A 25,603-nucleotide genomic window follows, 5' to 3' on the forward strand; every position below is an offset into this window, starting at 1 on the left:
GATTACAGGGAGTTCTTCCATGCTGAAGTCCAAGCATCGCCGTACTATCCGCCGCTCGTTGGCGATTACTACCGCGCTGGCCAGCGGATGCCTGATTGTGGGCAGTGCCGTGGCGCAGACGCTGCCGGGGAAGGCGACGCCAGGCGGGACCACGCCGTTTGGAAGCGCGGCCGAGATCAAGACGTCCGGCAACACGATGACCGTCGATCTGCACGCCACGGGCACGATTATCAACTGGGACGGGTTCAATATCGCCAACGGATCGACCGTGAACTTCAAGGACGACCTTGGCCTACCGATCAAGACCAATATCGCCGTCCTGAATCGCGACATGTCGGGCAACACCTCGAAGATCAGCGGCAATTTGCGTTCCGACTCCAACGTGGCAGTGTGGGTGTTCAACTCACGCGGCATAACAATCGGAAACGGTGCGCAAATCAGCACGGGTTCGCTGGTGCTGACCACGCTGGACCCGAAGAACACCTTCCTGAATTCTACCAACGGCAATTATCGCTTTGACGGCGCGGACAGCCTTACCGGCGGGATCACGGTGGAGAGCAATGCGCGCATCACCGTGCAGGGTGGCAATCGCGGTCTGATCCTGGTCGCGCCGAAGATCGAATCGAGCGGCACGTTGACCGCCAACGATCAGGATCTCGCCTTCGTCACTGCCAGCGATGTCACGCTGGATTACAACACCGGCAGTCCGTTGTCGGTCACGCTCAACAAGGGCACTTCGGTTGGCGGTACAAGCCAGATCGTGCGTGGCACGGTGAAGGGGCGGGATGTGCTGTTTGCGATGGCAACCAGTAGTTCGGTAACCGATGCGCTGCTCAACGTCGAAGCGACGGTGCTGACGGCGGAAGGTTCGGACCACCGCATCGTGCTGGTCGCGGGCAAGCCGTCCAACGCCGTTGCTGGCGTCACGGTGGGCGGCACAGCCGTGGAGACCGGGGGCATCGTCAATGCCACTGTATCGGGATCGCTCACGACCGATGGCAGCGATAGCGATATCATCGTTGCGGCGAACGGGACGGCCACCATCTCCGGGGCGGTCACCGCCGATCGCGACTATGTGGTCAGCGGCACGGGCGTGGTGCTCGGCAGCGCCAACAAGGAAGTTCGGCAAGCGGCCCTTCGCGACATCAGCGTCACAGCCAATAACGGTACGCTGACCGGGCTGGGTGACTTGACGTTGGTTGCGGATGCAAACGGCAACGGCACCGGCGCACTGACGCTGGCGACCGCCGGGACGAGCGGTGGCGACATCGCATTCGGGCCGGGCACGACCTTGTCGGGTGGATCGGACGGCGAGGCGAATGTGCAGATCCGGGTGCGGGCGGCCACGAACGCCGTCGCGCTGGGCGATGTCAACGCCGGCGCCTTGCGGGGCGCCATTGGCACTGCGAACTTCACGAACGGGTTGTCGATTACGGGGCCGCTGACCCTGGGCGATGTCAACGTCGGATCGGCGCTCTCATTGCAGTCGGGCGCCCTGACTGCGGGCGCGTTGACGGCCGACGGTGGCGTGACGCTGGCGGGTGCCGGTGCCATGCTGGTCAAGTCGATCGATGCGAACGGTGCCGTCGCTTTGTCCGGAACGGGCACGACGACGATCGACGGCGCGGTGACCGCGCGGGGATCGCAGAATGATATCCAGATCCTGCGCGATGGCGCGGTCTCGATCGGTGGCAAGATCAACGCAGGTCGTGACCTGACGATCGGCACGACCGTGGCGGCGGTCGCCTCCATCAAAACGTCGGGCGACGTAACCGCGCGGAACATCTCGCTGATCTCGAGCGGCGCGCAGGATCTGAGCGGCGCGATAACCGCGCGCGGAACGCTCGACGCCACGGCAGGGACGACGCTGTCGCTGCCGGGTGTCGTGCGCGCGGCAGGCGCAATCATTCTGACGGCTGACGGCATGACGCTGGCGGACGTCGCCAGCACCGGCAGCAAGCTGACGGCACAGGCGGGGGTGGGCGGGGTCGTCGGCTTCACCCCGGCCGGCGCGCAACTGGCGGCATCCGGCAATCTGTCGGTGACGTCGCTTGGCGGCCCGCTGACCATCGCGCGGGCGTCGGCGGGGGCTACCGTCAGCCTGGTCGGCACCGGCATCACTGCCACGACACTGAGTGCCGGTGATGACGTTATCGTCGATGGCGGGCAGGGGTTGGTATCGGTCTTCGGCGCGGTGACGGCGGGCGGCAATTACAGCGTGAGCGGCGGCACGGTGACGCTCGGCGCGACCGATGCGGTGATGCAGCGGGCGAACGGGGCCGTGACGATCACCGGCGGCGCGGGCGGGATCACCGGGCGCGGCGCGCTGACGCTGCGGTCGAACGATGATGGCACGGGCGGGGAGGCGCTGACGCTGGCGATCGCCGACACCGCGCCCGACGGGGCGATCAACTTCGCACCCGCATCCTTCCTGCTCGGCGGTCAGGCGCGGCAATCGGACGTGCAGATCCGCTCGGGCAGTGCCGCTGGCAGCGTGACGCTCGGCAGCGTCACCGCTCGCGGCTTGCGCGGCGCGGTCGGCACCGAACAATTTGCCGACGGGTTGGCGCGCACCAGCGCGATCAGCGTGGGCGACCTGCGTCTGACGAATGCGTTGCTGCTCAACGGAGCGGGGATCAGCGCCGACGACCTGATCTCTGATACCTCGGTGACGTTGATCTCCACCGGGCTGCTGAGCGCGAACACGGTGGATGCCGGCGGCAATATCGCGATGAGCGGTACCGGTGGCACGACGATCACCGGCCTCGTCCAGGCACGCAATGCCGGGCGCAGCGTGACGATCGATCGTGATGGCGATCTGCAGATCGGCAGCCTGGTCGCGAGTGGTGCGGTGAGCATCGGCGCGGCGGTCGCGCCGGCGACGCTGAAGATCGGCGCGGCGTCGAGCGGCGGGAGCTTTGCCGCGACGACGACGGGCGCGCAGACCTGGACGGGGCCGATCGTGGCCGGCGGTGCCGTCGACCTGTCCGGGCAGTCGCTCGACCTGGGCGGCATACGCTCGACGGTCGGTGCGGTACGGCTGACGAGCACCGGCGGCATCTTGAAGGCCGGCGCGGTCGATGGCGCGGGGCTGACCACGCTGACCAGCAGCGATACGCTCAGCGCGACCAGCGTGCGTGGCGGCGCTGGCGTGCGCGGGACGGCAGCGGGGGACGTCAAGATCACCGGCTTGGTGGATGGCGGCACGGGCATCATATCGCTGACCGGGACGGCGCTCGATCTGCAGGATGTGCGCACCCCCGGCGGCCCGGTAACGCTGGAGAGCACGGTCGGCCTGTTGAAGGCTGGCGCGATCGATGGGGTGGGACTTACCTCGCTGACCAGCACGGGCGCGATCAACGCGACGTCTGTCAGCGGCGGTGCTGGCGTGCTTGGGACGGCGGCGGGTGATGTGAAGATCACCGGCCTGGTCGATGGCGGCACAGGGGACGTGTCGCTGAAGGGCGCGACGCTCGACCTGGCCGGCGTGAGCGCAGTTGGCGGCCCGGTGACGCTCGAGAGCACCGTCGGCCTGCTGAAAGCCGGCGCGATCGACGGGGCGGGGCTCACGACGCTGACCAGTGCCGGTGCCATCGACGCAACGTCCGTGCGCGGCGGCGCCGGGGTGCTTGGAACTGCGGTAGACACCGTGACGATCACCGGGCTCACCGATGGCGGCAGGGGCGGCGTGTCGCTTTCAGGTATCGCGCTGGCGCTTGGTGGTGTGCAGGCAACTGGCGGCGCTGTGTCGCTGACCGCAACGCTCGGCGATCTGAGCGCGGGCGTGATCGATGGTGCTGGGCTGACCACGCTAACGAGCAACGGCTTGCTGGAGGCTGCCGCCGTGCGTGGCGGTGCCGGGGTTAGTGGGTCGGCGGCCGGCGCCGTGACGATCGGCGGCCTTATCGATGGCGGCACGGGCGGTGTATCGCTATCCGGAGGCTCACTTGCGTTGGCCGACGTGCGGTCGGCAGCTGGCGCGGTGTCATTGACGTCGACCAGCGGGGCGCTGGGGGCGGGTGCAGTCGCCGGCGGCGGCCTGACCACGCTGACCAGTGCCGCTGCACTGACCGCGGCGTCGGTGCGCGGCGGCGGCGGTGTGTCGGCGACGGCTGGGTCGGGCGACGTGACGATTGCCGGGCTGATCGATGGCGGAACGGGCGGCGTCGCCATCTCTGCCGCGACCGGCGCGGCGCTGTTGACCGGTGGTGTGACGGCGGGAACGGATTACCGCGTTACCGCGGGGACGGTGACCCTGGGTGGCGCGCAGACCGCAGGGGGTGCGGTGGCGATCGGCAGCACGACCGGGCCGCTGACGGGGCAGGCCGGCCTGGTGCTGACCGCCAACAATGACGGCATCGGTGGCGAAGCGCTGGCGCTGGATGCGGTCGGCGGCGGTATCCTGCTGGCAAGCGATAGCGTGCTGAACGGTGGCACGGCACGGCAGTCCGACGTCATCTTGCATTCGGCCGGCGACGTGACGCTCGGCGCGGTCAATGCGCGGTCGCTGCAGATCAACGACGGCCTGCGGCTGACAGGGGCGATCACCACCGGCAACCTGTCGCTGGCGCAGGGCACGACGCTGCTCGGCGGTACCGGTGGGGTGCGTACCGGTGCGATCACGACGGACACCGGCAATGTGCTTATCGATGCGCTGGACGGCACCGTGTCGACCGGCGCGATCACCGCAGGAGGGACGGTCGACTTGTCGGGTGCCGCGGTGCAGTTTGCGAGCATTGCCGGTTCTGGGGTGACGGTGCAGTCGATCGGCGCGGCAGCGACGGGCATCAGCGGCGGCAATATCACCGCCACCGGCCCGGTGACGCTGACCGCACTTTCCGGCACCGGCAGCGTGACCACGGGTGCGATCACCACGACCGGCTCCGCAGGCGCGGTGACGATCAGCTCGATCGGTAACGTGCAACTCGCGAGCGTGACGGCCGGGGGCACGGCGACGATCACCACGCAGACCAATCCGGCCGACATCCTGATCGCGGGCGGCCTTACCGCGGATGGCACGGTGGGGCTGGCCTCGTCGCGCGACATTCGCGCGCCGTTCGTCCGGAGCGCCGTCGATCTGGTCGTGCTTGCGCCCAATGGCAGCCTGACCGGGTACGCGCCGGGCAGTACGATCGAACTGACCGTCGGCGCCGGCAGCGGCTTCACCGTGGATATCGGCGAAGCGGTGCGGCTCGGCGCGTTGACCGGCGGGCCGCTGTCGCTGCGCGCCGATTCGATTCAGATCACCTCCATCGATGTCGGCACCAACCTGATCAACCTGTTTGCCGATAGCGGCGACCTGCGGATCGACGGCGACGTGCGCGGGGGCATTGTCACGTTGAACTCTACCGGGCTGACGAGCATCGGCGGTGCGGTCAATGCCGCTGGTGCGCTCACGCTAACGGGAGGCGCCTTGGGGCTGCGCACGGGTGACCTGAGCGGCAGCAGCATCTCGCTTGGTTCGGCCAGCACGATTACCGGCGGCGCGATGCGGGCCGACGGCGCCTTCGGGGCGTCGGGCACGGACGTGAAATTGGGCAGCATCACAGCAGGCGGCGCGGCGACACTGGAGGCGACGACCGGTGCACTCAGCGTGGGTCCGGTAATCGCCGCCGCGCTGGACGCCCGCGCGGTCGAGAATGCGTTGGTGACAAAGCTGACGGTCTCTGGCGGATCGGCGCGCCTGGTCTCCAGCAAGGGGGCGGCGCAACTCGGCGCGGCAACCGTCTCCGGCACGCTGGCGGTCGAGGCCGCGGGCACCGCCACTCTGGTCGAGGCGGTGTCGGCCGGTGGCGACTACACCGTACGCGGAGCGAGCATCGTGCTGGGTGGCGCACCGGTGACGCAAAGCGCCGGCGGCCAGATCGCACTGACCGCCGGCAGCGGCGGGATCAGCGCCGCGTCACAGCTGCGCCTGCTTGGCAACGTGGCGGGTGGCGCCAGCGCGATGCTGATCGACGCAGCCGGGCCGATTTCGCTGGCGGGCACGACGATCGACAATGGAAGTGGTGCGCTGGGCCTGCGCGCTGGCAGCGGTGCTACGGTCGAATTCGGCACGATCGGTGCGGGCGCGATCGGCGGGATCGTGACGGCAGCCGACAACAGCGTCAGTGCGACCGATACCTTCCGCCATGACGGCACGTTCACCGCTGGCGATATCGTCGCGCGGGATCTCGGCGTGGCGCTGACGACGGGTGCACTGCGCACCGGCAACGTGACGACCAGCGGCGCGACGCGGCTGTCGTCGGGCGGGGCTATCACGACCGCTGGCGTAACGGCGGCCGCCATCGACGTGGATGCCGGTGCCCGGCTGGAGGGCGGCAGCTATCGCAGCACGGGCACCGCGCGCGTGGGCGGTGGCAGCATCAAGCTTGCCGCGTTGCGATCCTCGGCCGGCGATGTCAGAGCGACGGCACAGGGCGGCACCCTGGAGGTGGACACGATCGAGGCGGCGACGGCAGCGACTCTTAGCGGGCAGGCCGTGGCGGTCGGGCGGCTGGTGGCCGGTGGCACAGGGACGATCACCAGCACGGGCGGCGTTCGGATCGACAATGCCTCTGGGGCAACACTGGCGATAACGGCGAGTGGGGATATCACCGGCCTCACCGCCGATCGGGCACTGCTCGGCAGCACCGCTGGTGACCTGACGGTCGATGGCGGCGCGCTGGTTCGACTGGGCGCGGTCGGCGCGGCCGGGCAGGCGACGATCAGCGGCGGCGAGGTCGACATGACCGGCACGTTGAACGCGGCCCGTGCGGCGTTGATCAAGGCGCGCGGGGCGCTCACCACGGGTGATGTGATTGCCGGTGGCACGCTGACGCTGGACGCGGGAACGGGGCTCACCGCAGGCGGGCTTCGCGCCACTGGCGATGCGCTGGTGACGGCGGTCGGCAACGTCCAGGTGAACGGGCTGGACACGGACGGCGCGCTGACGATCAAGGGTGGCAACGTCTCCTTGGGCGGCGGCCGGGCGGCGGGTGCGGCGTCGATCGATGCCACCGGCTTGGCGACGCTCGGGCAGCTCGTCGCCGGACCGACGCTCACGATCCGCGCTGCCGATGCGACGCTGAACGGCGTTCAGCGTGCGGCCAGCGTGGCGTTCGAGACCCGCGGGGGCGATGGCGCTCTGCGGCTGGGCGACGCCACGGCAAGCGACGGCTTCCGCCTGTCCGCTGCCGAGGTCAATCTGGTCGAGGCGGATGCGTTGACCTTCCGCCAGGGCAGCGGTGCGGTGGAGATCGGCACATTGGCCTTCGATGCCGATGCCGGGCGGCGCAGTGTCGACATGCTCGGCACGGGGGCGATCGCAGTGCGGGGCGTGGTCAGCGGTGCGGGGGCCGGGCGGCGCTTCCGGCTCGGCGGGGATGCCAGCGAAGCCGGCATGGCGCGCGAGATCAACGTCGTTGCCACCAACAGTGCCGGCGGGCGATTGCTGTTCGATGGTGCGGACCTGGAACTGCGCGGCGGACGCATCGCAGTGGGCGTGGCACCGGGCTTCATCGATGCGCTGAGCGGCGCGTCGCTCGATGCCGTGGTGGGCGGCTTTGTCGGCAACGCCAATTCGTCGCTGTACAACCCGGTCATCGGTGGCGGATTCTACGAGGTAAACGCGCCGACCACGGTATCCGCGCGCAGCTTGACCGTTCGATACGGCGATTACGCGCTGTTCCAGAATACGGGCACCGCAGGGCAGAATAGCGGCCTGGTGCTTGGTGGCCCGGCCGGCACGCCGGTCAGCCCGGCGCTGACGTTGCTGCCGCAGTCGCCGCAAAGCAACGCCTTTGCCGGCTTCGGCACGATCAACGGCGTCAACGATACCGCCGCTGCGCTGCTCGGCGGCGGCATCATCGCGTTGGGGACGGCCAATCCGGCTACCACGCGGCTCAACGGGTGCCTGGTCGGGTCGGGCGCGGGTTGCCTGGCGGCGATCGTGATCCAGCCGACGCTGCAAGTGTTCGAGACCACGCAGCAGGATGTGTTCGGATCGGTGGAATCGGTCGATGTGCCGTTCGATCCGGTGGTCAGCGGCAGCAACGAGGAATTGCTGACCGGGCTGGCGACGATGGGACCGCGCGCGTCGTGCGAGGAGGGTGATGGCGATTGTGCCGCCACCGCTGGGGAGACGGCACAGTGATCGTTCGTAGGCGCGGTACGTCTTTCCTGCTTGCCGGCATTGCCACGCTGGCCGTGCCCAATGGCGCCGTCGCGCGGTTGCCGGATCGGCCCGATACGATCAGCCTGGGCCGTGCTGCGGGGGGCGAACCGTGCGTCGCGTCGCGCGAATGGCGTGATCCCACGGTTCCTGATCCGTTCGCCCGCGCCTACACCATCACCTGCCGTGGCGTGAGCGCCAGCCGCCCGTTGGGAAGCATCCGCATCGTTCCCGCAACGGATGTCGCGATCAAGCCGATCGATGCGGCGCTGACGTGCGGCACGGCGCAGCCTGTCGCGATTGCCGCCGGTCCGGCGCAGGTGCGCCGCTGCTTCAACACCCTGTTGTCGATCCCCACCGTTCGCATCGATCTGCGGATCGGCGAGTCGGTCCTGATCGGTGATGCCACGCCAGCGGCGCTTGCGCAGTTGGAGGAAGCGCTGGCGATCCTCAGCGGGCGGAAGCGACCGAGCGCGGACGTGATGCGCACCGTCTCGACCGCGGTGGATCTGAGCAAGATCGCCCCCGAAGCGGTGGCAGCGGCACCCACGACGGAGGCGGTACGCTTCAGCCCGGCGGCGGCATTGGCTGAGGGGATCAACCTGAACCACAAGGGGCTGAACGTCGATGCCTCGCGCGTGCTGAACGACGCGTTGAGCCGCCTGCCGGCCGATGCCAACCCGGCGACCCGCGCCGAGTTGCTGCTCGAGGCGGGGCTGGCGGATTCCAACATCCGCTTTCCCGATGCGGCGCAGGAGCATTTCCTCCAGGCCGATTCGGTGTTCATGGCATCACCCAGCGCGCAGACGCCGTTCCTGACGCGCAAACGCGATGCTTACCGGGCACTCGACCTGATCAATCGCCATCAATTCCGCGAGGCGATCGCCCTGCTCGATCGGCAGGGCGGCAGCGATGTCTTGGCCGTACAGCCGCTGATGGATCCGTCCGCATTGCGGCAGCTGAACCAGCCGCGCACGCGCGCCGGTGATGCCGTCAGCGCCATCGCGGTGCCCGATACCGGGGAACTGGCGCAATTGGTGCTGGATGCGCAAGCCAATTGGGCGCGCAGCATCGCCTTGCTGTCGCTGGGCGACGAGAAGGGCGCCACGGCCGCGATCGAGCTTGCGGCGCGCCGCTATCGCCCGCTGGAAAATGAGCGGATCGATCGTTCGCAGATCCTCTGGCTCGGCGCCAAGATCGACCGCCAGCGCGCACGCCTGCTGGCACGCGGCGGACGCACGGGACAGGCGCTCTCGGCGTTCGACGAGGCGCTGGTCGACATGCGCCGGGGCGCAGTGGCGACCGCCGGTACCGGCGCGGAACCGATGATCGCCCAGGCGCAGCTGGAGCGGGCCTCGATCTTCGCCGGTAGCGGTGCCTCGCACGCTGCGGTCCGCGATGAATATGCCCGCGCGATCGATGCGATGATCGACTCCAATGGCGACGCGCTGGCCGGCTCGAACGGCATGGAGGCGTATCTCGACCTGCTGGTCGAAGAGGCGTCGACCACGCCGCGCGCCGACACCTTCGCCCGCTTCTTCCGCGCGGTGCAAGCCACCGGTGAGCCTTCCGTCGCACGCCAGATCAATCAGCTGCAATCGGTGGTGGCGGAGGATCCGGCGCTGGGCGCGCTGGTGCGCGAACGCGCCGATCTGGAGCGCGAGGTGACGCGGTTGCGCTACGCCATTGCCGCTGGGCCGGAGGCGGATATCGTCCGCACGAGCGACGATGAACTGCAGCGCGCACGCACCACCGCGGAGCAGCGCCTGTTCGTGGTCGACGCGCAACTGGCGCAAAACCCGCGCTACCAGACGGTCGACGATCATCCCGCAACCCTGGAGGAGGTACGCGCAGCGCTGAAGCCGGGCGAGGTGTTCCTCAAGATCGCCACGCTCAACCGCCGAGTTTACGGCATGGTGATCACCGGCGACCGCATGTTCGCCTATGCCATCGCCCCCGACGCCGCGTCCAAGGCGGCGGTCGGGGCGCTCGCCGAGCGTGTGCGTGCCTCGATCGACGCGCGCCTGGGCGACGGCAAGCTGGTACCCTTCGACGATGCGGGCGCCTATGCCTTGTTCCGGCTGATCGCGGGGCCGGCCGAAGCGGTGCTGAACGCGGCGCCCGGGCTGGTAGTCGACCCGTCCGGACCGCTCGAGCATCTGCCGATCGGTGTACTGGTCACGCGCTATGACCGCAATGCGGTGCGCCCATCGCCGTTCGATTTCTCGCAGACCAAGTTCCTTGCCGGGCAGGCGACGATCTCGACCGCGTTGTCGCCGCGCTCGTTCCTGGCCGCGCGCGCGCGGCCGGCGTCACGCGCGACGCGCCCGTTCCTCGGCTTTGGCGAGCATATGCCGCCGCCCGTCGTAGCCGATTTGACGGGGCGAATGGTGAAGGTCGGCTATTCCTGCTCGGTCGATTTCGGGCGGCTGAGCAGCCTGTCGCGCGCCTTCCAGCCGATCAGCAGCCGCGAACTGACGATTGCCGCCCAAGCGCTTGGTGCGACGGGTGCGCCGGAGATCATCGGTGCGGCGTTCAACGATACCGCACTCGATACGCGCGGCGACCTAAACCAATATGAGGTGCTCCATTTCGCGACCCACGGGCTGGAAGAGGGGCAATGGGGCTGCGCGATGTCGCCGCCGGCTTTGGTCACCTCGTTCGGCGATGCCGCATCGGACGGCCTGCTGAGCTTTTCCGAGATCGCCGCACTCAACCTGGATGCCAATCTGGTCGTGCTGTCAGCCTGCGATACGGCAAGCGGTGTGCGCGACGAGGCATTGGCGCGCCAGTCGGGCCAGGAAGAGGCCGGATCGACGCTCGAAGGGCTGGTTCGTGCCTTCCTGACCGCCAATGCGCGGTCGGTCCTGGCGACATACTGGCAGGTGTCGGCCGAGCATGAGAGCGAGGAGTTCATGCGCGTGTTCTACGAATCCGGCCGCACGAAGCCGATCGGCGCGGCGTTGCAGGACGCGCAGCGCGATCTGATCGCACAGCCGGACTATTCGCATCCTTTCTACTGGGCGCCCTATTTCCTGGTCGGTGACAGCAGCAAGACGATGCTGTCGCCGCGCACGCCCGCACCAGCGATCGCCGCCAGTCGCTGAATCGCATGTCAGCGACGCCCCCGGTCCAGGCGCCCGCTGCGATGAGCAAAGCGGTTGCCACGGCGTGGGCGGCGGCCGGCGTTGCCGTCGCCACCATATTGATCGCGTTCGGGCCGATGCTGGTCGAGACGGTGATTTCGACCGGTGGCTCTCTGGGTCCGATGGGGATCGAAACCGTGTTCACGGCGGCGATTTTCGGCGCGATGCTGCTGGTGGCGATCGGCGGCGGGGCGGTAACCGGTATATCGCCGCTCGCGGGAGGCGAACGGCCGGCGGCGATGCTGGCATTGGGCGCGGCGATCGGCTTGTCCGGCCTGCTCGCGGCCTCGGCGCTGGCGTGGATCGCCGGCGGACTGGTGCCCGCCGGGGGAGCGCCATCGGTCGGCGGCGCGATCCTGCTCGGCCTGTTGACGGTCACGCTGCAGGTGATCGCGGAAGAAGCCTATTTTCGCGGCTGGTTGCAACCCTTAGTGGTACGGGTCTGGGGCCAAAGGCTGGCGGTGCCGGTGGTCGCCGCAGGGTTTGCGGCGTTGCATGTGCTGGGTGGCGCGCGCGATCCGCTGGCGCTCGCCAATCTGTTTCTCGGCGGGCTGGTATTTGGGCTGCTTGCCGCGCGCGCGGGCGGCATCGCGCCGGCGGTCGGGATGCACCTGGGATGGAATGGCGCCGAGCAATTGCTGCTGGGTCTGGAGCCCAATCCTGGGGTGAGCAGCTTCGGGTCGATCCTCGATCTCGACCTGGTGGGCTCGGCCTTGTGGGGCGGCTCGACGGAAGGCCTGAATGCCAGCATGGCGATGATGGTTGCCTTGCTGGCGATCTTCGCCCCGTTGGTGATCTCCAGGCGACGACCTCGGTAACGTCGAGGCGCGGTGTCAAAGCCATCCCCTAATCGTCACCCCGGACTTGTTCCGGGGGCCACCAAGCGGCTTTCGACTAGTCCAGCGGCCTAAGGGAAGAGCGTGCGGCACGGTGGACCCCGGAACAGGTCCGGGGTGACGGTGGTGTTGCGGCAAGCCAGCCCGCAACCGCTGAGCCGGCCAGATGGCATGAAAGAAGCAAGGGTGCCGCCAGCCCGACCGCACCTCATCGCCGCTAATCGCTCTCTGCCCGGCGCGCGTCGATCTTGTCGCGCAGGCGGCGGAAATCGGCCAGCGCTGCCCCGGCCAGCGTGCGGCTGCCTTGGCCGGTCTCGATGCTCAGCGGGTTGACCGGTTGCCCGTCGATATGGACTTCATAATGAAGATGCGGGCCGGTCGAGCGGCCGGTGGTGCCGACCTCGCCGATCTGCTGACCCTGCGTCACGCGAACGCCGGGAGCGATGCCCGGCCAGATGCGATTCATGTGCAGGTACAACGTCTGCCAGCCATTATCATGGCGCAGCCGCACGAAATTGCCATTGGGGCCCTTGGGGCCGGCAAAATCGACCACGGCATCGCCGGAGGCGAAGATCGGCGTGCCCGTCGGGGCGGCGAAATCGGTGCCTTTGTGCATCTTGACGAAGCCGAGCACCGGATGTTCGCGAAAGCCGAACCCCGAGGAGATCCGCGCGCCATCGATCGGGGTGCGCATCAGCGTGCGCACCGTGCTGCGGCCATTGCTGTCATACCAGCCCGGCTGCTTGTCGCCCGCCTGCGTGAAGCGATACAGCGCGCGGGATTTGGCTGCGGTGTTGAGCGCAGCATAGACCAGCACCGGCAACCCGACCGGCTCGCCCGCCTGGTTGTAGCGCTGCTGGAACCCGGCCTCGAAGATGTCGCCCGGGGCAACTTCGCGCTGCATGTCGAAGTCGAAGACGAACGCATTGGCAAAGTCGCCGACCAGATTGTCGTTGATCCCGGCGGCCACCGCCGAACTGTAGAAGCTCTCCGCGTCCAGTTCGCCGCGCACGACCTGGAGCTTAGTCACGAGGTGCGCCGCCTGGCGCTGTTCGGCGAAGCTGCCATCGGCCGCGCGAACCAGCGTCACACCGCTGCCATCGTCGTGCGTCGCCTCCAGCCTGGCGAGCGTCGCGGCGCCGGCCGTGCCGACCATGTCGAAGATCAGGCGGATGTCGCCGGCGTTGGCCCCCAGCGCCGCCGCGGCGCGCGTGCCCGCACGCGTGGCGTCGTCGTTGGCAATGCCGGAGGCGCGCAGGCTGGGGACGATATCTGCCGCGCTCGACAGCATCAGGGTGCGCTCGCTCGCGGTCGCATTCTTGGTCTGCGTTTTGGGGAGTGCCTGGGGCACGACGGATATGGATGTCCCCGCGGGGCGGGAGACGAAGGCCGCGATGCCGCCGAGCGCAAGAATCGCCAGCGATGCAGCACTCGCCAGTCCGGCACGAGCATGCGGCGATGGCTTCGGCGGCAGTGAGCGCGCAGGTGGGGAAGGGGGTGCCGGCGGGGCCGGCGTTGGGCGCGAAGTCGGAGGCGGTGGCGGTGGAGACGTCACCCAGCTGCGCGGATCGAACGACAGCGAGTCGGCAACCGGCTCTTTGCCCGACACCGGCTTGTCCCATTGGCGGGGATCGAAGGACGGTTCCTCGCGCTGGTCCAACTTTGCCCCCTGTCGCCGGTCGGTCGCTGATCCGAAGAGAAAGCTATTGCCTGTTTGGCGAGCGGCGGCAATAACCGGCGCCAAGCATGACGGGGCGCCGATTGCCCCGGATCGCAAGGTGGCAGGGGCGAAACAGTGGCTGGCAAGAATCGTGTCGGCTGGCACGAAGGTATGTTCCTGCGACCGCAGCACTTCCAGGCGCAGGATCGATTCCTAGAGGAACAGATTCGCGCGCGAGTCGATGCCGTACGCCCCTGGCCCTGGGGCCTGACCGAATTGGTGATCGACGAGGATCTGGCGTCGCTGGGCAAGTTCGGCATTGTCCGCGCCGCGGGCGTGATGCCGGATGGCACGCCGTTCGCGATCCCTGGCGATCTCCCGCCGCCGCCACCGCTGGATGTGCCGGGCGATGCGCGCGATGCGGTCGTCTCGCTGACGTTGCCGGCGCAGCAGGCGGGCGCAGTGCAGTTTCGTGAGGCGGAGGGCGGCGCGCTGGAGGCGCGTTACCTGGTGTCCGAGTTCGAGGTCGCCGACGCCTTTTCGGACGATCGCACTTCGGAGCCGATCGAGTTCGGCTTGCCCAATCTGCGCTTCGGTGTGACTCGCGATCAGGTTTACGGCCGGGTTACCCTGGGGCTGGCCCGGGTGCGCGAGATGCAGAACCGCCGGCTGATGTTCGACGATCGCTATATCCCGCCGACGTTGGACGTCGCCGCCGCGGTGCGGCTGCGCGGCGCGCTCGCCGACATTTCGGGACGCGCCGAACAGCGCGCCGAGGAGCTGGCGCTGCGCGCGGTGGAGGCGACCGATGGCGGATCGGACACGTTCGTCAGCTTCCTGCTGCTCCAGGCGCTCAATCGCTGGCTGGCCGTGCTGCAGCATCTGCAGCATTTGCCGATGGTCCATCCCGAGCGGCTCTACGAAAATCTGATCGCAATGGCCGGCGAACTCGCCACGTTGATCCGCCCCGATCGGCGCCCGCCGCCATTGCCGCGCTACGATCACGAAAACCCGCAGACCTGTTTCGAGCCGGTGATCGATTTGCTGCAATCGATGCTGTCGGCGATGTTCGATCGTTCGGCGGTGCAGCTGCCGCTCGAACTGGCCGGGCCGGGGGCGTACGTTTCCAAGATTACCGATCACAATCTGTTCGTCACGGGCTACTTCTACCTGGCGGTGGCCGCCGCCGCGCCGATCGAGGAGATACGCGGGCTGTTTCCCTCGGTCGCCAAGATAGGAACGGTGCAGAAGATGCGGCAGATCGTCGATTCGGCGCTGCCGGGCGTACCACTGCGCCACACGCCGACCCCGCCGCCGCAGCTGCGCGTGCTGCCGGGCTACGTCTATTTCGAGCTCGATCGCGGCGTGCCCGACTGGCGCGACTTTGCCAGCGCGCCCGCGCTCGGGCTGCATGTCGCGGGTGATTGGCCGCAGCTCAAGATGGAGTTGTGGTGCGTGAAGAAGGCCGGACGATGAGCGGAGACGACGGTCAGGGCAACGGCAAGACCGTCTTCCGCCCGTCGCCGTTGCAGGGGCTGCGCCAGAATGAGGGCGTAGCGCCGCCGCCGGCATCGCCCTTCGCCCCCGCCGCGCCGGGCTATGCGGCAGATCCCGGCTATGGCGCACCGCCGCCGTTATCGCGCGCTGGCCTTGGCCCGCAGGGTGGCGGGCTTGCCCCGTCGCGGCTGGCCGAGGACGACGTGCCGTTGCCGGCGACGCCGCGCACGGTACGCAACGTCATGCTGGCAGAGGCCGAACCAGTGCTGGCCTTGGTCGCTGGGGTGCGCAGCGGGCGCGTGCGGCTCGCCATGCCGGAAATTCACCGCCAGGCCAGCCAGGCAATCGCGCGGTTCGAGCAGGCGATCGCGCCGCATTATTCCGAGGAACAGCGCCAGCGGGCCAAATATGCCGTGTGCGCGACGACCGACGATGTCGCGCAGAACCTGCCCGGGATCGGCACCGACGGCGCGGAATGGGCACGGCGATCGATGGTCGTGCAATTCTTTCAGGAGAATATCGGCGGCGATCGTTTCTGGCAGCTGGTCGACGACATGCTGCGCACGCCGAACGACAATGCCGACCTGATCGAATTGTATCACGCGTGTCTGGCCGCCGGGTTCGAGGGGCGGTTTCGCGTCATGCCTGACGGGCGGCGGCGGTTGCACGAGATCATGACGCGGCTGCAGGGCGCGTTGCCGCATGTCCGCTCGCTCTCGGCGACCGAGCTGTCACCGCGCTGGAAGGGCGAGAATGCGCCGCTCGGGCGGATGAGCTTCTGGGGGATCATCGCGCTGGTCGCGGCAATCGCCGCCGGCATCTTGCTGCTCGCCTTCATCGTCTTCAAGCTGTTGCTGATGTCGAATGCCGATGCGCCGTCGGAACGGCTGGCGGCGATCCGCCCATCGGAGCGGCTGACGCTATCGCGGCCCGGCGGCGGGATCGCGCAGGCCGACAGCGCGCAGGCGAGCAAGCTCAAGCGCTTCCTCGAACCGGAAATCCGCGAAGGGCTGGTGACGGTTGAGGAGGATGCGCAGACGGTGCGCGTGCGCACCACCGTGGGGCAATTGTTCCGCTCCGGCTCGGACGTGCTGGAGGCCGGGCGAGAGCCGCTGTTCCACCGCATCGGCCGGGCGATCGAGGAGGAAAAGGGCAGCGTGACGATCGAAGGCCATGCCGACAGCGACCGCGTCGCGTCGCTGCAATTCCCCGACAATATGGCGCTCTCGCAGGCGCGCGCGGAGACGGTCGGCAAATTGGTTCGCACCGATCTCAGCGATCCCGCGCGGGTGACGACGAAGGGACTGGGCGAGACCGTGCCGATCGCCTCCAACGACAATGCGGCCGGCAAGTCCCAGAACCGACGCGTCGAAATCATCGTGCCACGGCGGTATTGAGCATGCGGTGGGCGATCCAGCGTTTCTTCGGCAGGGTCTTCAAGGTCCTGTTCGGCAATTGGTGGGTGGTCACGATCACCTGCACGATCCTGCTCGCGGCGCTGCTTGCGTTGGGGCTGCCCTTGTTCGTCGGCTGGATGCGGCCGGTATGGGTGCGGGTGGCGTTTGCGCTCGGCGTGGTCGCGCTCTGGCTGCTCGCGGTCTATCTGCGCCTGCGCAAGAGGCGGCGTGCCGCCAATGCGATCGCGGCGGAACTGGCCGGACCGAATGCGGCCGATGCCGAGAGCCGCGCGCTCGGGCAGCGGATGGGCGAGGCGCTGGCCAAGCTGAAGGGCGCGGCGGGCAAGAAGCGCGATTATCTGTATACCCGGCCCTGGTACATGATCATCGGGCCGCCGGGAGCGGGCAAGACCACGGCCTTGCTCAATTCGGGCCTGCGCTTCCCGTTTGTCGAGCAGGCGGTGAGCGGCGTCGGCGGCACGCGCAGCCTGGATTTCTGGTTCGCCGACGAAGCGGTGCTGGTCGATACCGCCGGGCGCTACACGACGCAGGATTCGGATCATACGATCGATGCTGCCGGGTGGAACGCGTTCCTCGGTCTGCTCAAGCGGCATCGGCCACTGCAGCCGATCAACGGGATCATGGTCGCGATCGGCGTCGATGAACTGATCCGCAGCGATTGCGCCAAGATCGACGCCCACGCCCGCGCGGTGCGCCGCCGGCTGGTCGAACTGCGCCGTACGCTGGAAGTCGCGGCGCCGGTCTATGTCGTGCTGACCAAGGCCGATCTGCTCGCCGGGATGACCGAATATTTCGATGATCTCGATGTCGAGGGGCGGCGCGCGGTGCTGGGCAGCACGCTGACCTTCGCCGACGGCAAGGCCAATGCCGACACCCTCGCGCGCGCGTTCGACGAAATGGCGCAGGCGATCGCCGACCGCCAGGCCAAGCGTCTTTACGACGAAGTTGACCCCCGCCGCCGCGCCCTGATGCTGGGGCTGCCGGCGCAGCTGCGCTCGTTGCGGGCGCGGCTGATGCGCTTCCTCGACGGGGCGTTTGTCGCCGGGGACGAGCCGGGCGGCGTGCTGCGAGGCTTCTACCTGACCAGCGGCATGCAGGAAGGCACGCCGCTCGATCGCATCATGGCCGGCATGGCCGAGGTCTACGACCAGCCGGTGCAGAGCGCCCCCGGCGGCTCGAGCGGCCGGGCCTATTTTCTCAACCGCCTGCTCGGCGAGGTGATGTTCCCCGAAGCTGGCCTCGTCACCACCGACCCCGGCGCCAAGGCGCGACTGCGCGGGCGGTTGATCGGCGCGATCAGCGCGATCGGCATCGTCGGCGCGCTGCTGCTGACCGCCTGGGGCGTGAGCTATGCGCAGAACCGCAGCTTCCAGGACGATCTGGCGCGCCAGACCGCGGCGGCCGAAGCGCAGTTCCGCGAGGCCGGCGTCGATCTGCGCCAAGTGCGCGACGGCGATGCGGACCTGCGCGCCGCGCTGCCAGGCCTGAACGCGCTGCGTGCGCTCCCCCGCGGGTTCGCCGCGCGCACCTCGGGCGGGCCGCCGCTCGCCATGACCTTCGGCCTGTACCAGTCCGGCCTCAGCCGCGAGGCGGAGGAGACGTACCGCGATGCGCTGCGCCGCGTGCTGCTGCCGCGGCTGCTGCTGCGGTTGGAGACGGCAATGAAGGCCGATGGCGGCGATCCGATGCGCCTGTACGAGCCGCTCAAAGTCTATCTCATGCTCGGTCAGCAAGGCCCGCTCGATGCCAGGACGGTGCGCGCCTGGGTGACCAACGACTGGGCGACCGAGGTCTTCCCCGGCGCCGACAGCCAGGGCGAGCGCGGCCAGCTCGCGCAGCATCTCGATGCCCTGCTCGGCGATACCGACATGGCCAGCGTCTGGCCGAACCGCAAACCGCCGCTCGACGGCCCGCTGGTGGTGCAGGCGCGCGCCGCAGTGCAGACGCTGTCGCTGGCCGATCGCGCCTATGCCGTGCTGCGCCAGAAGGCGGCGAGCGCGGGCGCACCGTGGGAAGTGGCCAATATCCTGTCGCAGGGCGATGCTTTGGCCTTCGCCAATCCCAAGCAGGTGTTGTCGACGCGGATCCCGTATTTCTTCACCCGCGACGGGTACGAGCGCGCGTATATGGTCGGGCTGGCGACGGTGCAGCAGGATCTCAAGCGCGATCTGTGGGTGCTGGGCGGCGACGCCGATACCGGCAGCGTGCGCGAGGAGATGAGCAATGTCCGCCCCGGCGTCGCCGGGCTGTATGCCAAGGATTATATCGCGGCATGGGAAGGCGTGCTGAAATCGCTCCAGCCGGGGCCGTATTTCCGCGATCCCGTGGCGTTCGGCGCGTTCACTAAGAGCCCGTCGCCGCTGAAACGCGTGCTGCTCGAACTGCGCAAGAACACGCTGTTCGAGGGTGGCGCGAAGGCCGGCGTCGCGCGCGCCACGCGCTATGCCTTGAACCGCTCACGGGTCGGGCGGTTCGCGCAAGAAGCGGGGCGTGATCGCGCCGCCGGGATCGACGCCGGCGAGGAGATCAGCGCCTATTTCCAGCCGTTGCAGGAATATGCCGGCGATGGCCGCGGCTCGGCGCCGGTCGATGAGTTCGTCGCCGCGCTCAAATCGGCGGGCCAAGCGGTGATGGCGGCGCAATCGGTCGGCGGCGGCGGCGGGGCCGACGCGACCCAGGCGCAGATGGCCACCGCCATGGCCTCGGTGCGGGCGGCGGCGGCCGGCGCGCCACCGCAACTGCAGGATTTCGTTGCCGCGACCACCGGCGGCGGCGCCTCGGCGCAGGTCGGCGCAGCGACCGGCGCGGTGTCCGATGCCTATGCGCAAAGCGTCCTCCCAGTATGCCGGGAGGTTGCCCAGGAGCACTACCCTTTCTTCGGTGCCGCCCCGGCGGACGCAGCCATGGTTGACGTGCTGCGCGTCTTCGGGATGGGCGGCGTGATCGATGGCTTTGCGCAGACTCGGTTGAAGCCGCTGCTCGAGACGCGCGGGCCGGTGTGGCGCTGGCGCAGCGACGATCCGATCGCCGCGGCGCTCAACCCGTCGAGCCCGGAGGCGTTCGCCAAGGCCGGAGAATTGCGCGATCTGCTCGCCGGGGGGCTGCCGATCAAGGTGTCGGTGGCGACCTGGGGCAACGATGTCGGCATGGTCGAGGTGGCGAGTGGGGGCACGCGCTATCGCTTCACGCCGGCGGCCAATGGCGCCAAGCCGTTGCTGTGGTCGGCGAGCGGCGGGCTCCCGGAGGCTTCCGTCGTGCTCTATCGACCCGGGCCGGCAGCGGCGGCGGGCGGCGAGCCGGCGCCGGGGGCCGAGATCGCGCGGTTCGAGGCGGAGGGCCCCTGGGCGGTGTTCCGGCTGATGGACAAGGCGGTGAAGCAGAATGCGGGACCGCAGGCGATGAAGGCGAGCTTCGGCACCGGCAGCGGCGGCGCGACTTTGCTGATCGGGCTGCCGAGCGAGCGCAATCCGTTCAGCCGCGGCGGTTTATGGTCGTTCCGCTGCCCGAGCGCGCTGTGAGCGGCGTGCTGCTATTCGGCAAGCTGCCGGCGCATGGCGATTTCGTGTCGCGCGGCTGGGCGCCCGACGAGCGCGATGCGCTCGACAGCTGGCTGTCGGCCTCTTTGGTCGCGGCAAAAGAAAGCGCCGGGGAAGCTTTCGACGAGCGCTACGAAAATGCGCCGCCTTGGCGCTTCGTCACCTCGACGATGGCGGGCGCGCTGGCACCGTCGCAGGACGCCGCCGGCCGACGTTTCCCGCTGCTGCTTGCGGTGGGCGGCGGTGGCGAGGACGCGGCCGAGGCGTGCGAAACGTTGCTGTACGAGGCGATCGGCGGCGGCTGGACCGCCGATCAACTAGTCGATCGCGCTGCGGTGCTAGCCGACACGACGGAAGACCAGGGCGAATCACGCTGGTGGACCCTGGGCGGCGAAGGCTTTGCCGCCGCCACGCTCTCCCGCGAACGCCCCGACGATCTGATCGCGACGATGCTGCGTGGCGCGGAGACCGTGTCGTGAACGCGCCGCTGCGCATCGAGGCAGTGGTCGCGACGCATGTCGGGATGGTGCGCGAGGCCAATGAGGATAGCTATTGCACGCGTGCCGCGGACGGCCTGTGGGCGGTGGCCGACGGAATGGGCGGGCATGCGCATGGCGATTGGGCGTCGCGCACCTTAGCCGATGTACTTGCCGGGGCCGAGCTGCCCGCCGGGTTCAACGAGGCATGTCACGTGATCGCCGGTGCGATCCATGCCGGCAATGCGCGCATCTGGCAGGAAGCGCAGGCGCGCGGGCAGCAGATGGGCTCGACCGTCGCGGCCCTGTTCATCCGCGATCGCCGTTTCGGCGTGTTGTGGGTCGGGGACAGCCGGATCTATCTGTTCCGCGATTCCCGTCTGCACCAGCTGACGCGCGATCATACGCAGGTGCAGGAAATGGTCGATCGCGGGCTGCTCCAGCCGCACGAGGCGGCGTCGCATCCGCGCGGCCATGTGCTCGCGCGCGCGGTTGGCGTGCAGGGCGTACTCGAAGTCGACGTCGTCGTCGATACGGTCGAGCCGGGCGACGTGTTCCTGTTGTGCAGCGACGGACTGACCGGGCAGGTGCCCGACGCCGAGCTGGCCGAACTGCTGGCGCACGGCGACAAGCAGGCGACGCTCGACCAGTTGATCGCGCTGACGCTGGAGCGCGGCGCGCCGGACAATGTCACGGCGTTGGTGGTCGGCGTGCAGGAAGCGACCCTGTTGACCTTCGCGCTGCCGGGCGCCTTCTCGTGAGCGGGGAGGAGGAAGACGGCCGCACGGTGTTCGTACCATCGGCCGATCCCGATCGCACCGTGTTCGAGCCCGCCGCGCCGGTCCAGCCGCTGCCCGTGTCGGCTGCGAAGGGGATAAAGATCGGTGATATCCTCAACCATATCTTCGAGGTGAAGCGCTTCATCGCGCGCGGCGGCATGGGCGAGGTGTTCGAGGGCGCCAATGCGATTACCGAGGAGCGCGTGGCGATCAAGGTGATGCTGCCGTCCTTGGCGGCGGACCCCAACGTCATCTCGCTGTTCCGCCGCGAGGCCAAGACGCTGACGCGGCTGCACCATGAGGCGGTGGTGCAGTATCGCGTGCTGGCGCAGGAGCCACAGCTCGGCGTGCTCTACATCGTCACCGAATATATCGACGGCACCAACCTGTCAGATGTGCTCGGCACGATCTCCGCGACGCCGGCTGAGCTTGCCGCGCTTCTACAACGCCTGGCATCCGGCCTACGCGCGGCGCATGCGCTGGGCGCGATCCATCGCGATATTTCGCCCGACAACGTCCTGCTTGGCGACGGCAAGCTGGCCCGCGCGAAAATTATCGATTTCGGCATCGCCAAGGATCTCGATCCCGGCACGGCGACGATCGTCGGCGACGGGTTCGCCGGCAAGCTCGGCTATGTCGCGCCCGAGCAATTGGGTGATTTCAACCGGCGCCTGGGGCCGTGGACCGATGTGTACAGTCTTGCGCTGGTGATCCTGGCAGTGGCCAAGGGGCGCGATGTCGGGCTCGGCGGGTCGCTGGTCGATGCGGTCGACAAGCGCCGCGCCGGGCCGGACCTGTCCGCCGCGCCGGACACTCTGCGGCCGTTGCTCGAGAAAATGACCCGCGCCGATCCGGATCAACGTCTGGCGTCGATGGATGCGGTGCTGGCAGAACTCGCGGCGATCGATTCGCCTATGACGGTTGCACCGGTGTCTAAGGCGATGCCGCGCTGGATGCCGATCGCGATCGGCGCGGGCGTGGTGCTGGTGATCCTTGCCGCGCTCGCGGCATTCCTGTTGGTCCGCGAGAAGAGCCCTGGGGCCGCTGCACCAACGGCAATCGTCGCGGCGCGTGATCCGGTCGAGGTGGCGCGCAATGCGATCAATTCGGCTTTGCCCTCGGTAAACTGCACCTGGCTGCGGGTAGCCGGAATCCAGCCCGGCACCCCACAGACGAAGATCGCGCTGACCGGTGTTGCTGGCAACCCATCGATGGCACAGGCCGAGATAAGTCACGCGCTTGCCTCCCAGGGTGTCGGCGCCGCCGATCTCGACTTCTCGGACGTGTCGCCGATCACGCAGGCTGGGTGCGCCGCACTCGATGCCTATCGCCAGATCAGTGCGCGCGACGGCAATCGCCTCAACGTCGCGCAACGGCGATTTGAGATGCGTCGACAACCGCCTGACTCGGCTTACCCGGGAACGATCGCCGCCAGCGCGGTGATCGGCATCGCCGTCGCCGATCCGACGCGCGATTTCACGCTTGTCGGGCTGGAACCTTCGGGCAAGATCGACATGCTCATCCCAAGCCGCGCCGCGTTCGCCGCGCAGGTCAAGCAATCGCGCAACGGGCTGCCGATCACTGATCTTGGCGGGGACCGGTATCGGCTTCAAATCGATCTGGATCATGAAGGCTGGTCGGGGTTGTTGCTGGTGAGCGGTACGGGGCCGTTCGATCCTGCGATCGTGGCGCCCTCGCTCGGCGCGCGTGATGCGGCATGGCGAGACAAGCTTGTTTCGCTCGCCGCGGAACGTGGCTGGCAGGCTGACATGGTGTGGTTCAAGTCGGTCAACGACGTAAAGGACTGAAGCCAGCTTGGCAGCGGCGATGTCGGGGATGAATACGATAACGTCGGCGGCGGCGCTGATTTGCATCGCCAAGCTGCCGGCTCGCCTAGCCACTGGCATTCGGCGTACCTCCTTCGCCGTCGGCTGGGACTTGCGCGCTGGCACTTGAGCGGCGATCAGGTCTTCATGCCAGATCGTTTCTCCCCGCGGCCCCGTCGTAGCGCCTTGTACATGCCGGCCTCCAATGTGCGCGCGATTGCCAAGGCGCGAACTTTGCCGGTCGATACAGTGATCCTCGATCTCGAAGATGCGGTCGCTCCCGCGGCAAAGCTAGAGGCGCGACGCCAGGCAATTGAGGCGGTGCAGGTTGGCGGGTTTGGATCGCGGGAGATCGTGATCCGGATCAACGCACTGGATACCGAATGGGGTAGCGACGACCTGCTTGCGGTGGTCGAGGCGGCGCCCGATGCCATCCTCGTTCCCAAGGTGCAGGGGGCGGGGGACATAGCCGCCTGTCAGCTGCAGCTCGATCGCATGGCCAGTCCCGTTGGGCTTTGGGCGATGATCGAGACGTGCACAGCGATCCTGAACATCGCGCAGATTGCGGCCTGCGCGAAGGACAGCGCGCTCGCCTGCCTGGTGCTCGGCACAAACGATCTTGCCAAGGAAATCGGCATCGCAGCGGAACCCGCATCGCCCGTCATACGGCCGGCACTGGCCCAGACGGTGATCGCCGCCCGTGCGTACGGCCTGACCGTGCTCGACGGCGTGTCGAACGATTTCGAGGATGAACAGGCATTTACCGCGGCATGTGCGCTGGCTGTGGCATATGGATTTGACGGTAAGACGCTGATCCATCCCCGCCAGATCGACATTTGCAACCGCGCCTTTGCGCCGTCGGTGGCGCAGCTTGACGATGCGGCGCGGATCGTCGCTGCCTTTGCGCAGCCCGAGAATGCGGGCAGGGGCGCGATCAGGCTCGATGGCCGGATGGTGGAACTGCTGCACCTGGAACAGGCGCGCGCCATACTCGCGCGCGGCTGATCCGGGAAGTGCCGCCGTTATAGCCAGCCGGTGCGCCTGAAGCGAAGGAACAGCGCGGTGCATAGGACCAGGATCACGGCAACAACCACGGGATAGCCGTAGTGCATGTGCAGTTCGGGCATATATTCGAAGTTCATGCCATAGATGCCGGCGATCGCGGTCGGAACGGCCAGGATCGCTGCCCAGGCTGCGAGCTGGCGCGTGATCGCGCCTTGGCGTTGCTGCTCCAGGAGCGCGCTTACTTCGAACACGGACGTCAACGCGTCGCGCAAGCCGCCGACCATGTTCTCGACGCGCCGCACGTGATCCAGCACGTCGCGGAAATAGGGTCTGGCCTCGGCATCGATGCATGGCATGTCGAGATTGGCGAGCTTGTTAGCGACTTCGCCCATCGGACCGATGATGCGCTGGAACCGTATGACCTCGCGACGCTGTGCGAACAGGCGCGCGGTCTCGTCGGCCGCCAGCGAGGCGTTCATCGCATGCTGCTCGGTCTGCAGCACTTCCTCCTCGATCGCATCGACTATCGGCTGATAGCCGTCGACGATGAAGTCGATGATGGCATGCAGGACGTAATCGACGCCGAGCTTGAGCAAGGCGGGCGACGCTTCGAGGTGCTGGCGTAGCTCGCTATGCGCCCGCGCCGAGCCGTGCCGAACGGTGATGATGTGGTTGCGCCCGACGAAGATTGCGGTTTCACCATAGGCGATCTTGTCGCCATCGAGATGTGCGGTGCGCGCGATGACGAACAGTTGGTCGCCATAGATATCGACCTTGGGCAATTGATGCGCCTTCAACGCATCCTCCACCGCGAGCGGGTGCAGCCCGAACTTGTCCTGGAGCTTCATCAACTCGTCGTCGGCGGGCTCGAACAGGCCGATCCAGACGAATTCGGACGTATCGCCGCCGCACGGCGAGGGTTCGTCGATCGAGATGTCGCGAATACGTTTGCCATCGCGGTAGTGGTAGGCGGCAACGACGCTCAAGGGGGGCACCTCATACAGGAATTGTCGCCCGACTAAGCGCGTGCGGGCAAGGCGTCCAGCGCTCAGCGATCGTCATGCTCCCGCTCGATGGAGTCGAGGATGCGCGCGCCGGCCATGAACACGGCGATCGGGCAGACGGCGAACAGCATCCAGCCGCCATAGCCGGGATATTGCTGCAGATAGTGGACGCCGCGTTCGACCGATCCCAAACCGAGGCCGTAGATGACGAGGAAGGCCTCGAACTTGGTTTTTATGATGAACAAATTAGCGATCTTCTTCCACATGG

General features: G+C 68.0%; 13 protein-coding genes. 10 read left to right on the forward strand and 3 right to left on the reverse strand.

Annotated features, from left to right (window positions below; all coding sequences use genetic code 11):
• Positions 1 to 19: 19 nt before the first annotated feature.
• Genes NV382_RS02340 through NV382_RS02350 form a run of 3 tightly spaced genes read left to right on the forward strand, consistent with a single transcriptional unit; the run spans position 20 to position 12,116 of the window.
• Positions 20 to 8,134 (forward strand): two-partner secretion domain-containing protein, encoded by an 8,115-nt coding sequence (locus NV382_RS02340; RefSeq protein WP_260598944.1) that lies wholly within the window; start codon positions 20 to 22, stop codon positions 8,132 to 8,134.
• Positions 8,131 to 11,259: a CHAT domain-containing protein gene (locus tag NV382_RS02345; RefSeq protein WP_260598945.1), complete on the forward strand. Its 3,129-nt coding sequence runs from the start codon at positions 8,131 to 8,133 to the stop codon at positions 11,257 to 11,259. Before NV382_RS02340 ends, NV382_RS02345 begins: the two co-directional genes overlap by 4 nt.
• Before the next feature lie 41 nt (positions 11,260 to 11,300).
• On the forward strand, positions 11,301 to 12,116 hold the full coding sequence (locus tag NV382_RS02350) for a CPBP family intramembrane glutamic endopeptidase (protein ID WP_260598946.1): 816 nt from the start codon (positions 11,301 to 11,303) through the stop codon (positions 12,114 to 12,116).
• Positions 12,117 to 12,351: 235 nt separating this feature from the next.
• On the opposite strand, the gene NV382_RS02355 is transcribed toward NV382_RS02350, so the two are convergent.
• The gene (locus tag NV382_RS02355) at positions 12,352 to 13,794 is read right to left on the reverse strand and encodes a M23 family metallopeptidase (RefSeq protein ID WP_260598947.1); all 1,443 of its coding nucleotides are present in this window, start codon (positions 13,792 to 13,794) and stop codon (positions 12,352 to 12,354) included.
• A 135-nt stretch (positions 13,795 to 13,929) separates the two neighbouring features.
• Here NV382_RS02355 and tssK point away from each other — a divergent pair, with 135 nt between their 5' ends.
• The 7 genes from tssK (at position 13,930) to NV382_RS02390 (ending at position 24,331) form a co-directional block, all read left to right on the forward strand.
• Entirely contained in the window at positions 13,930 to 15,270 is a 1,341-nt protein-coding gene (tssK, locus tag NV382_RS02360; RefSeq protein WP_260598948.1) for a type VI secretion system baseplate subunit TssK, read from the forward strand.
• A complete protein-coding gene (gene icmH / locus NV382_RS02365; protein WP_260598949.1) occupies positions 15,267 to 16,688 on the forward strand; it encodes a type IVB secretion system protein IcmH/DotU in 1,422 nt (473 codons plus the stop codon). The genes tssK and icmH overlap by 4 nt, the downstream gene beginning before the upstream one ends.
• A gap of 2 nt (positions 16,689 to 16,690) precedes the next feature.
• Positions 16,691 to 20,227: a type VI secretion system membrane subunit TssM gene (gene tssM / locus NV382_RS02370; RefSeq protein WP_260598950.1), complete on the forward strand. Its 3,537-nt coding sequence runs from the start codon at positions 16,691 to 16,693 to the stop codon at positions 20,225 to 20,227.
• The gene (gene tagF / locus NV382_RS02375) at positions 20,197 to 20,724 is read left to right on the forward strand and encodes a type VI secretion system-associated protein TagF (RefSeq protein ID WP_260598951.1); all 528 of its coding nucleotides are present in this window, start codon (positions 20,197 to 20,199) and stop codon (positions 20,722 to 20,724) included. Before tssM ends, tagF begins: the two co-directional genes overlap by 31 nt.
• Positions 20,721 to 21,482, forward strand: coding sequence for a PP2C family protein-serine/threonine phosphatase (locus NV382_RS02380; RefSeq protein ID WP_260598952.1), 762 nt, complete (start codon positions 20,721 to 20,723; stop codon positions 21,480 to 21,482). The genes tagF and NV382_RS02380 overlap by 4 nt, the downstream gene beginning before the upstream one ends.
• Positions 21,479 to 23,308 carry a serine/threonine-protein kinase gene (locus NV382_RS02385; protein WP_260598953.1) on the forward strand — a complete coding sequence of 610 codons (1,830 nt, stop codon included), beginning with the start codon at positions 21,479 to 21,481 and terminating at the stop codon, positions 23,306 to 23,308. The genes NV382_RS02380 and NV382_RS02385 overlap by 4 nt, the downstream gene beginning before the upstream one ends.
• Before the next feature lie 165 nt (positions 23,309 to 23,473).
• On the forward strand, positions 23,474 to 24,331 hold the full coding sequence (locus NV382_RS02390) for an HpcH/HpaI aldolase/citrate lyase family protein (RefSeq protein ID WP_260598954.1): 858 nt from the start codon (positions 23,474 to 23,476) through the stop codon (positions 24,329 to 24,331).
• Between the two features lie 17 nt (positions 24,332 to 24,348).
• Here the strand turns inward: NV382_RS02390 and corA are convergent, their stop codons facing one another.
• Complete coding sequence (gene corA, locus NV382_RS02395; protein ID WP_260598955.1) at positions 24,349 to 25,317, reverse strand: magnesium/cobalt transporter CorA; 969 nt, start codon at positions 25,315 to 25,317, stop codon at positions 24,349 to 24,351.
• A 62-nt stretch (positions 25,318 to 25,379) separates the two neighbouring features.
• Complete coding sequence (locus NV382_RS02400; protein ID WP_260598956.1) at positions 25,380 to 25,601, reverse strand: hypothetical protein; 222 nt, start codon at positions 25,599 to 25,601, stop codon at positions 25,380 to 25,382.
• Positions 25,602 to 25,603: the final 2 nt, after the last annotated feature.

Source organism: Sphingomonas endolithica (genome assembly GCF_025231525.1).
GTDB lineage: Bacteria > Pseudomonadota > Alphaproteobacteria > Sphingomonadales > Sphingomonadaceae > Sphingomonas > Sphingomonas endolithica.